This is a genomic window from Burkholderia sp. YHN3-13 (assembly GCF_055810675.1).
In genome coordinates this window covers 1-8,795 of the sequence record NZ_JBVVNQ010000045.1, presented here as the reverse complement: position 1 = coordinate 8,795, position 8,795 = coordinate 1, and the positions used below count along the sequence as shown (strand labels likewise).

7 protein-coding genes are annotated in these 8,795 nt (G+C 59.3%); 4 read left to right on the top strand and 3 right to left on the bottom strand.

Annotated features, from left to right (window positions below; genetic code table 11):
* Positions 1-92: 92 nt before the first annotated feature.
* The 3 genes from AC0KUR_RS37380 to AC0KUR_RS37370 all read right to left on the bottom strand — a co-directional run bounded on the left by AC0KUR_RS37380 (position 93) and on the right by AC0KUR_RS37370 (position 3,185).
* Complete coding sequence (locus AC0KUR_RS37380; protein WP_473377347.1) at positions 93-989, bottom strand: restriction endonuclease subunit S; 897 nt, start codon at positions 987-989, stop codon at positions 93-95.
* The gene (locus AC0KUR_RS37375) at positions 979-2,565 is read right to left on the bottom strand and encodes a class I SAM-dependent DNA methyltransferase (protein ID WP_473377346.1); all 1,587 of its coding nucleotides are present in this window, start codon (positions 2,563-2,565) and stop codon (positions 979-981) included. The genes AC0KUR_RS37380 and AC0KUR_RS37375 overlap by 11 nt, the downstream gene beginning before the upstream one ends.
* Positions 2,566-2,897: 332 nt before the next feature.
* On the bottom strand, positions 2,898-3,185 hold the full coding sequence (locus tag AC0KUR_RS37370) for a DUF6471 domain-containing protein (protein WP_473377345.1): 288 nt from the start codon (positions 3,183-3,185) through the stop codon (positions 2,898-2,900).
* A gap of 245 nt (positions 3,186-3,430) precedes the next feature.
* Here AC0KUR_RS37370 and AC0KUR_RS37365 point away from each other — a divergent pair, with 245 nt between their 5' ends.
* From AC0KUR_RS37365 to AC0KUR_RS37350, 4 genes are all read left to right on the top strand, one after another.
* Entirely contained in the window at positions 3,431-4,201 is a 771-nt protein-coding gene (locus tag AC0KUR_RS37365) for a hypothetical protein (protein WP_473377344.1), read from the top strand.
* A complete protein-coding gene (locus tag AC0KUR_RS37360; protein ID WP_473377343.1) occupies positions 4,198-6,231 on the top strand; it encodes an integrase catalytic domain-containing protein in 2,034 nt (677 codons plus the stop codon). The genes AC0KUR_RS37365 and AC0KUR_RS37360 overlap by 4 nt, the downstream gene beginning before the upstream one ends.
* Positions 6,228-7,214: a TniB family NTP-binding protein gene (locus tag AC0KUR_RS37355; protein WP_473377342.1), complete on the top strand. Its 987-nt coding sequence runs from the start codon at positions 6,228-6,230 to the stop codon at positions 7,212-7,214. Before AC0KUR_RS37360 ends, AC0KUR_RS37355 begins: the two co-directional genes overlap by 4 nt.
* A partial coding sequence (locus AC0KUR_RS37350; protein WP_473377341.1) for a TniQ family protein occupies positions 7,211-8,795 on the top strand: 1,585 nt, incomplete at its 3' end. The genes AC0KUR_RS37355 and AC0KUR_RS37350, both read left to right, overlap by 4 nt.

Here is an 8,795-nt window from a genome sequence, read left to right as displayed (position 1 = left end):
TTTCGGAAACCGGTGATCAGCGATCACCTTCGACCGAAACGGCCGATCACCATCAATCGGAACCACTGATCACGTTCAACCGAAATCGCTGATCACGTTCGCCGAAATACGCAATCCCGGAATTCGAACCAAAATTTCCCGCTCTCCAATCCCTCTGCGGTACCCATGTTGTCGAGCGCAATCGACTTCCTGGGCATGTGTTCCAAACCGATGTACGGTGTGCTGGCAGGCATCTGACCGGGCTTCGCCGGCGAACGCGGATTCCACGCCACGTCACTAAGCTTTCCAATCCTCCACCCAGTCGGAATCTCCCCCAACGCCGAAACTTCGAACGAATCCGGAAACAGCGCAGCCGTTCCGCCGTCCATGCCTTCCGGCTCGCGGCCTTCGGCCTTCGCGCGCACTGGGTCGAAGTCGATGAACCAGCTTTTGAACAGGGTTTCAGCGATGGATTCGAGTGTGGCGTTGGTTTGGCGTAAAAGTCGCAATCTGCAGTCAATCGCTTCACCTAAGCCAGCAATGCTGTCTTGTTCGGAAAGTGATGGCACGTACACGGGAACCGACAACAGCGAGTCTGTATTCAACCGACCAGTACCATGCCCTGCCGAATCGACTCGTTCATGCAACCTGTTGTGATTACCCACGAGTAGGTACGGCAGAAACCTCGCCAACAGCCCATTCTTAGGAAGCACGGCTTTCACGTCTTGATTAAACGTCGATGCTCGTGCAACCCGACAAATTGGAACTCGTTTATGGAGCGTCATTCCTCGCGTCAGCAAAAGCACTGTCCCAGGAGGAACAAGTCGGGAGGCAACACTAACCCCAGATTCTGTCAGATGGTCTTCGGTGTCCTCAATCCAGAAATCGCCCATATCCTTAGCCGATACCCACGGCGTCACACCACCCCAATAGGACGGGTTTGATTTCGAAGGCGTATTACCCGATACGAGTGACACGAATTCACCAAGGGGGCGCATCTTAAATTGCATAGCCAAGTCGCCCGAGTTTCTCGCGAATCACGGCATCCAGCTCCGCTCCCTTCGCCATCTGTTCGAAAAGCTGTGAGGTCAGGCGCTCCATCTTTTCATCGAACACCTCGTCGTCGTCTTCAGTTGCCTCCGCACCAACGTAACGGCCCGGCGTCAGCAAATGCCCATGCTCCGCAATCTCGGCCAGCTTCACCGACCGGCAGAAGCCCGGCACATCGGCATAAGGCTCGTCGGTACCATCCTCACCATCGGCACGCCAACGATGCACGGTCCCGGCAATCTTCGAGATGTGCTCTTCATCGAAGACGCGCACCACGCGCGACTCCATTCGCCCGAGCTTGCGAGCGTCGATGAACAACACCTCGCCGCGTCGGTCACGCCCCGGCTTTGCACCGGCAATCGGTGCGCCACTCTTGTCTTTGGTGAGAAACCAGAGACATGCCGGTATCTGTGTATTCAGGAACAGTTGCGGCGGCAGGGCAACCATCACATCGATAACATCGGCCTCAACCATGGCACGGCGAATGTCGCCTTCGCTGTTCTGGTTGCTGGTCATGCTACCGTTGGCGAGCACCACGCCCGCCTGCCCGTGTGGGCTCAGGTGATGCAGTATATGCTGGAGCCACGCATAATTCGCGTTACCAGCTGGAGGCGTGCCATGTGCCCAGCGCCGGTCATCGGCCAGACGCTCTCCGCCCCAGTCGCTTATATTGAACGGCGGGTTCGCCAGCACATAGTCGGCGCGCAAATCGGGGTGCTGGTCGCGGTGGAACGTGTCAGCGGGTTCCTTGCCCAGGTCTGCTGCGAAGCCGCGAATCGCGAGGTTCATGGCAACCAGACGCCAGGTAGTCGGGTTGGCCTCCTGTCCGTAGATGCTGATGTCGTCCGCCCGCCCTCCGTGCGACTCGATGAACTTTTCACTCTGCACAAACATGCCGCCTGAGCCGCAGCACGGGTCGTAGACGCGCCCTTGATGCGGAGCCAAGACCTCTACCAGCACGCGCACCACTGAGGCGGGCGTGTAGAACTGTCCGCCCTTCTTGCCTTCGGCGGTGGCGAACTGTCCAAGGAAGTATTCGTAAACCTCGCCCAGCAGGTCTTTCGCGTGGTGGCCTTCGCCAAAGCCAATCTTCGAAATCAGGTCCACCAGCTCGCCGAGCTTGCCCGGTTCGAGCTGCGTGCGGCCGAAGCGCTTGTCGAGAATGCCCTTCAGGCGGGCATTGTCGGCCTCGATGGCCTCGAGCGCCGCATCAATCCGCACGCCGATGTCAGCCTGCTTTGCCTGCGCGCGCAACGTCTCCCAGCGTGCTACCGCGGGCACCCAGAAGACATTTGCCATCGTGTAATAGTCGCGTTCTTCCAGCGCCACGACATGGTCCGTCGCGTCGGGCAGAAAGAGGTCGTCGCTCTCGTCGGCAAATGCCGCAGAAAGTTGCGCACGCCGCTCGCAAAATGCGTCCGATATGTATTTGAGGAAAATCAGGCCGAGGACAATATGCTTGTACTCAGCGGCGTCCATGGAAGCGCGCAGCTTGTCGGCAGCGGCCCACAGCGTCTTTTTCAGGTCTTGATTCATGTGATGCCAAGTGTCGGGGCGAAGGCAAGATGATACCGGTCCTCTCTCGAAACCGGCCCGATGTGCGGACGCATAGTAGTCGCTGCCAACAGGGAATTATTGATATCACCGTCGGCTCGAGAGTCCAACCATCTTGAAAATCTCCTGACTATTGCCTACGGTGGTAAACCCACGCCGGTGCAACGCCGGCACGTAGTATCAGGAATGAACCTGTATTTGCCTGTCGACCGCCCGCATGGTTAGGCCCCTATTTATGAGAGGGTACGACGCGGGAGCCGGCAATGAAACAGGTCTGGCCATGGACGAATCCGTCGAAGTGGACGGCCCTCTGCCTACGTCGCCTTCACAATACTCGGTTCCTTTTTGAGCGAAATGGTCTCCACACCCATGGCGCGCAAGCAGGCGAGCAGGAATGCTGCCGAGAACCGCTTACGATTCACCTTGCGGTTTATCTGGTCGGGCGACTCCTCGATTCCCAGCTCCTCGAGCATCCGAGAAAGCTGCTTGTAGCCGATTTCGCACCGGTCCATACCCTCTTCTATAAGCCCCTTCGCCTCTTCTTCCCACTGCTCGTAGGGCTGGCCCGGCGCCCGGTCACGGTTGTGTGGCGATTCTTCCATCGTTCCCTCTCGACGTTGCTCGCGCCTCTGTGTTTCAGGGACTGGAATTCTCTCACGGCAATTTTCGGTCGTATACGACCGACGCAAAATCGGCGGCGCTACACGTCCTTAGCAAGCCATCTTTGCGAGGACAGAATGCTGACAAAATCCTTACTTTCCAGCTCACCAGCCCGACGGGCTGCAGTTGCGTCCCGGACGACCAGCTCGACCAGCAGCCGACTGCAAACGCCAGCCGGCGGTGCGAAATGAGAAGCGCACCATCCTATGGCGTCCGTAGTCGCCAGAGCGCCGCGAACGCCGGTGTCCGGCTCACGGCCCGGACGTACGGTAAGGCCCGAATCGGCACCTATGCCGAAAAGGCCGACGGCCACATTACCGTCGAATCCGACGCGGAGCGCCTGGTAGCGCACATGCTCAGCGTCGACCCACGCGTACGTTCGTTCAAGCAGCAACCGTTCACCGTCGACCTGGTCGGTGAACGGCTGCTGTTCACGCGCGAGGAACTGTCCGATGCGCGCAGGATGCGTGGTGGTCGCACAGAGGAAGCCGAGTACACGCCAGACTTCGCCACCGTTCAGGCCGATGGCCTACAGCGCGCGTATGAAGTAAAACTTCAGGGCTTCGAGGGCGACGACCGGTATTGGGCCAAAGTCGCGCGGGCCCAGGAAATCATGGAGGCGTACTGCTATCCGCTCTCCACGGTAGTCGTGCCCGCGGATGAATGGCACCCGGTCGTCGTCAACGCCCAACTGCTGAAGCCGGCAATAGCTCGGGCCCACGAATACCTGACACCGGACATCATCGACCGGGTCGAACGCTATTGCGAAGCCGGCCCGGTGCTGCAGCGCGCGCTGTGTGCCGACCTCGATATTCCGACGGGCCTGATTCCTCAACTGCTAGCCACTGGTGTGCTGCAGGCAGACCTGGCGCATCACCACATCTGCGCCACGCTGGAACTGTCGGCCGCATATGGCGACCTGGGCCACCTCTGTTTGATTGAGGAGCTGCGACCATGATGTCCGACCTGCGCGCCGGAGACAAGTTGGCGCTGCCCGGAAAAACGGACAGCTGCTTCGAGGTGATAGACGCTCGCCTGCATGCCGGCTCCATCCAGCTCTTCGATGCCGAGAAATGTGAGGCCCGCTATGTCAAATACGACGACATCCGCGCCCAGATTTCGGAAGGCGGTCTGGTCCTGCATCGAAAGGGAATGCCGCGCATCAGCATTGCCGCCCAATACGACAATCCGGAATTGCACAGTAAGGTCCGCCTGCTGAACGACACACTGCGGCGTATTGATGCCATCCGGAAGCAACGAGGTCTGTCGTTTAACGCAGCGATACCTTTGGCCCGTGAAGCCTATCAGATGGAAAACGGAGACAAGCCGCTTGTCTGCCCGTTTCCGTCGCGAGCAACCCTGTACCGGGCTCACATGAATCAACTGCTCGGCTTGCCGGTTCTCAAGGGTGACAAAAATAAGGGCAATGCGACGGCCAGATATTCAAAAGACCTCGTCGAATTTGTCGAAGAGGTCATCCAGGACCGATTTCTGGTCACGGAATCCGGGTGGACTGTCCTCGACCTGACTAGATACATCAACCGTGAAGCTCGTCGTCGTGGCCTGCATGTTGCCAGGCACGCTATCAGTCGGAAGTTCGTGTGTGCCAGGATTCATGACCTGACCGTCGATGCCGAATACGACCGGATGGACCCGCTAAACCGGGTCGCCGGCAAGTCGTTCGCGAAGCAACGGATACGGGCAGCGTTCCCGTTCGCACGGATTGAGCAGGATGCTCTTCACCTGCCATTCGTTGTTCGTACGCCCCATGGCATCGCCCGGACCATCTATCTGGTGCTCGCAATTGATGTCTGCACCGGATATCCAGTGGGATGGCACCTCGTCATCGGTTCGCCGCGCGAGATGGATTCGCTGGTGTGCCTTGAGATGTATCTGACGCCTGCCAAGGCAGCCCGGTTCAAGGAGCTTGGTATCGCTCATGCGCTGAACATTTATGGCACGCCCGTACTGGTCATTTTTGATAATGGTCCGGAGACCAAGGGCGGACGAATCGTCCGCCTTGAGCGGCTTGGAATGGATGTCAAGCACTGCAAAGCAAAGGAAGCTCAAGGCAAACCATTCATCGAGCGCCTGAACAGAGCGCTCAAGGAGGCATTGCAGCTTCTCTCGGGCTGCACGCGCTTTGAAGGAAAGGATGGCGTGCGCGACCCGGAGGCGCTAGGCGACGACTTGATGACCCTCGACGCGTTCGAGAAATGGATTGTCAGGTGGCTATATGAGGTCTGGGTCAACACCCCGCTCGACCGGCTGCGTTGGGATGAACTGCTGGTCGATTCGGTCAAGGGAAAGACGCCGCTTGAGCGCCTGACCTACCAGACCGAAGAAATGGGACAACCCATCACCATGCCGCCGGCGCGTCGTGAATGGATGGCTGCACTCTTTGAAAACAAGATGTGCGTGTTGAGCGCCAAGACTGGCATCACGCTTGAGCATGGATTCAGGTACCGCGGCAAAGCCATGTCGTATCTGCTGGCCAAGTACGGCGACCACTCGCAGCTGCACGTAGTCTACAACCCCGACGACTTCCGCCAGGCATACGTGTACGAGGGAGATGACCTTCCGCTCGTCACGCTGACGCACGAACACGTTCGTGAGGACACGCCGGCGTGGACCTTTGCTGAAGCCAAAGCGCGATTCGATTCGGGCATGGCTAACTGGACGGTCCCGGACGAAAAGGTCCAATTCGAGCGTGACATGGACGAGGCGGTCACCGGCAACCGGAAAGCCGATAAGCGCAGAACCCGCAGTAAGCGCGAGGAAAACAAGGAAACCGTGCGCCGCGCCAAAGACGACTCGGCTGTCCAGAGGGCCATCGACCGGCCGCTTTCAGCGACAGCGCCGTTCGGGCCTGCACCTTCGACCAATCAGTCGTTGCCGGCGGAAGACCTTCAGCCCGACGCCATCTCGTACGACAACGCGCCTTTAATGCACATCGTAAACAGAAACACCGGAGAGAAACTGCTGTGACGCCAGCTCAACAACTGCGCAGAGACATTGAGGCCTGCGAACTTCCGCATCCCATGTTTGTGGAGCACCTCACTGCGCTCAAACGGCGCATCGATGACGCCCTTACTGGCTTTGCGCCCAAAGTCGTTCGGGTTCCTGGTCCGAGCGGTGTGGGCAAATCCTCGCTCATCGCCAACCTGTCTCGCGACTACCCTGAAAACCGCATCGATGGACGGCGCCATGTGCCCGTCCTAGTTGTTGAAGTGCCCCAATCCGCAACGGCCAAACTGCTTCCTAAAAGTGTGCTGCGTGCGTTGGGCATTCAGGTTCCAGGCAGCATGACGGCGGGCGCGATGTTCGACTTGATGGTGACGCAGCTTCGTCTGGCTGGCACACGTGTCGTGATTTTTGACGAGATATCGCACCTCGTAGATGAAGGGTCACGGGTGCCTCCGCGCGCAGCCAGCGACTGGCTCAAGACCCTGGCGGACACGCTCGACATGACGCTGATTCTCTTCGGCATTCCGCGACTCGAACGACTTTTTTCAGCAAATGAACAGCTGCGTCGTCGTGCTTGCCCTGCTCGCAATTTCCTTCCGTACGACGCAAGCATCGCTGACCAGATGGCAGCCTACATCTCGTGCGTTGTGAATTATGCGCGCCTGTTCTCGGCGGCGGGCTATCCGATTGACGTGCCCCCACGCGTGCTGACGCAGCAGAGCTATCTGCTCACCGGGGGTCTGATTGGGGTACTCGCTGACTTCATGCGCGAGCTGGCCAGTCTGAAGGCGAACGAAGCACCGCGCGCCATTACATACGCAGACTGCCAGAGGGCAACTGAATACGTTAGCCACGCTGGGTCACCGCACAGACCGGCTTTCCAGGATTCGGGAATCGATGGCCCGGGCGTGGACCCGGCGGCCCTGAAACAGGCATACGTTCACGTTCTGATGAGCAACGCGACGTCCGTACCGGTTCGAAAAATGTCAGGAGATAAGCAATGAGCCTAGTTCTCACCTATGCCCCCCGGGACGACGAATCCGGGATGGGGTATTACCGGCGTCTCTCCGCCGACAATGCCCTTTTCAACTGGCGCGACCTGGCAAGTACGGCGGGTATCGAGCGCAATCGCCGCGCCTTGCTCACTCGCACGGATGACGTAGCGCGTAACCTCGGCCTGGAGCCGGCATGGACCGAATTCACCAGGCAGCAGGAAAACCTCACCCGGGATTGGGGACGTCTGCACCGTGCTCAGTCTGACGCCGTGTGTCCGGGGTGTCTGGCTGAATCGCCTTACCTGCGACATCACTGGGAACACGCTTATGTCACCGCATGTCCGCACCATAGAATCCTGCTGGTCGACCAGTGCAACGCGTGCGGGAAGCACCTTTCGCCGGAGCGGCTCTACATTGGATTGTGCTCGTGCGGCCATGACCTGAGCAGCCTGCCGCGTGTGCCGGCGACCCGGGCGCAGCAGTGGCTGTCGACGCTGATTGCGAGCAACGGGCAGCAGGCTGGCAGCGTGAAGCCGCCCCTGCACGGCGTGGACATCAATGTGTTGGTGAAGGTCATTCGTACTCTCTGCCAATATACGGACCCGACGCGCCCCGGGTTGCCGCGCGGCGCGGCATTGCCGAAATTCGTCACCGACGCGGTCGAATTCCTCTCGCCGCTCGAAGCCTTGTTGACCGACTGGCCAACCGGTTTTCGGAATCACGTCGAGCAGCGCATTGCCGCCGGTCGCAAGGATGCCCGCACACTGAACACCTTGCTCGGCGACTGGTACATCAGTCTGCGCAAGGTGTGCCAGGGCACGACGCTCGAGCCCCTGCTGCAAATCATCATCGATGTCGCTGCCCAGAAGTCCGATTGCGTCCTGGGCCTGGATTCGACCAAAGCAATGGCCGAGGATGCGACTGGATACATGCGCGCGCCAGATGCCGCGAAGGCCATTGGCGTCAGCGTTTCACGTTTGCATGAATCCATTCTCGATGGCGAGTGCGAGCACCGTGCACGGCGCACTGGCACGCGTGGCCAGCTGTTCGAAATTCCATGCGCTGAGGTTGAGCGTATCCAGCGACAACGCGCCGGTTGGATTTCCGATGTCGACGCCTGTGAACTGGCGGCCGTTCCACCCATCGTCCTCGAACGCATGAAAGCTGCCGGCGTAATCCGTTCGGACGTCCGCTGGCGCGAAGACCTGATGAAGGGCGGTCCGGTCGAGCGTCAGTCCATCGCGGATTTATATGAGCGTGCGGAGCGGTGGGCTGAACCAGCTGCACTGGCTGAAGATTCGACGCTCACATGGGCGGAGCTGACCAGTCGGCGTATGGGTGACCGACGAGCAATTGAATCGCTGATGCAGGCCATCGCAAAAGGCGACGTGAAAGCCGTCGCGCATGGTCAGACACTGGGCGAAATGTCCTTCCTGAGGGGGGACGTGTCGCAGTATTTCGGCACGCCGCTGCTCGAGTGTCAGCGTCGGATAGATACTCCCCACTTTCGTCGAAGTAATTTTCCCCAGTTTTTTATACGACGGCGCCGCAGTAGCGGCGCCGTCCTGTCGATCGCTGACCATATTGCCC